Source organism: Candidatus Electronema sp. TJ (genome assembly GCF_048287355.1).
Classification (GTDB): Bacteria; Desulfobacterota; Desulfobulbia; order Desulfobulbales; family Desulfobulbaceae; genus Electronema.
The window spans coordinates 27,860-29,288 of the sequence record NZ_JBLWEP010000009.1; the positions used below are offsets into that span (position 1 = coordinate 27,860).

General features: G+C 62.4%; 1 protein-coding gene. It reads right to left on the reverse strand.

Features of this window, described 5'->3' with window-relative positions:
- Window positions 1-158: 158 nt before the first annotated feature.
- Window positions 159-1,400, reverse strand: a complete 1,242-nt coding sequence (locus ACNKID_RS01540) for a tetratricopeptide repeat protein (RefSeq protein ID WP_417911670.1) — start codon at window positions 1,398-1,400, stop codon at window positions 159-161.
- Window positions 1,401-1,429 lie beyond the last annotated feature (29 nt).

Sequence of the window (1,429 nt, forward strand, 5' to 3'; positions counted from 1 at the left end):
GATGTGCTACGCCTGATCCAACAGATGTGCTAGGCCTGATCGCAGCGATGTGCCAGGCCACATCTGAGGAGATGTGCCAAGCCACATCTCCCGGTGCTGCGCCTGCCGCGCTCCTCCTGAGAAAGCCTCTCCTCTTCCTCGGCACTGTAGCGGAAACATCACAGCGTCAGCCGGTCTTCGCTCTGCCCTCCTGCCGCAGCCGCAGCCGCCTCCTGGGCCTCCAAGACGCGCTTGAAGAGGGCGGAGGCCATCTCGTTGTACTGCTTCGCCTCGTCCTTTTTCCGCTGCCGGTCGCAGAGCTTGGCCAGCTCCTGATAGATGCTGCCGACTGCCGGATGATCCTTGCCGCGCAGCTTCTGGGTCACGGCCAGCGACTGCTTGTAGAACTCCTCGGAGCGGTCGTAATTGCCGCAGACGCGGCTGGCCTCGGCCAGCTGGGTGTAGATGATGATCAGCCCGGCCAGATCCGGCTTCGGCGACTTGGTCTTGATCTTCAGCAGCCGCTCCAGCAGCGGCACAGCCTCGAACTCCGCCTCCAGCTCCATGTGCAGGCGAGCCAGCTTGTCGAGGATACCGGCAAGGATCATATCGTTGTCCGTTTTGTCCATGATCGCCAGTGCCTGCTTGTACGGCGCGTCGGCCTTCTCGTACTCGCCTTGGCTCTCTTGCAGCTGGCCGAGCAGGAACCAGCAGATGCCCAGCTCCGGGTGGCTTTTGCCCAGATGCTTGGCGATGCCGTTCATCGCCTTCTTGCAGTAGTCCATGGCCGGGCCGGACTGGCCGGAAAGCAGAGCGGTGCAGCAGATCTCCCGCTGGGCGACAGCCAGTTCCGCGCCCGCCTCCTCCTTGCCCAGCAGCAGCTTCTCCATGGCTGAGAAGCAGGCCAGTGCCTTTTTGTGCTGGTACATCTTGCGGGCCAGCAGCCCGGCGGCCTTCAGGTAATGAATATTGCTCTTGTCCAGCTCGATGGCTTTGTCAAAGCGAAGAGCCGCCCGGCTGAAGTCCATCCGGCATTCGGCCAGCCTGCCGCTGTGAAAGGCGGCAAAGGCCCCGACTTTGCCGCCCTTGGCCACCAGCTTGTCCAAGACCTGCTCGGCCTCGGCGGTGCTGGCATTGGCCTGCACATCAACGCAGGCCAGATCGTAATCGGCCTTGTCGAGCATGTTCTGCACTTTGCCTAGCGCGGCCAGTGCGCCTTTGCGGCAGGCCATCTCGTTGCGGTAGCTCTGCTTGAAAAAGGTCAGGGCCTCGGTGATGGCGGTCACAGCCATTTGCAGCTTCTCCCGTCTGCTGTCGTCGCGGCCTTCAATGGCCGCTGTCAGCGCAGGCAGGAGCTTCTTTTTCTGGGCGATCAGGCGCTGGCCGTAGGACTCAGGCGACAGGGCGATAGTTTCGGACACGGCCTTGGCTCCTCCTCAGCATCAGGAAA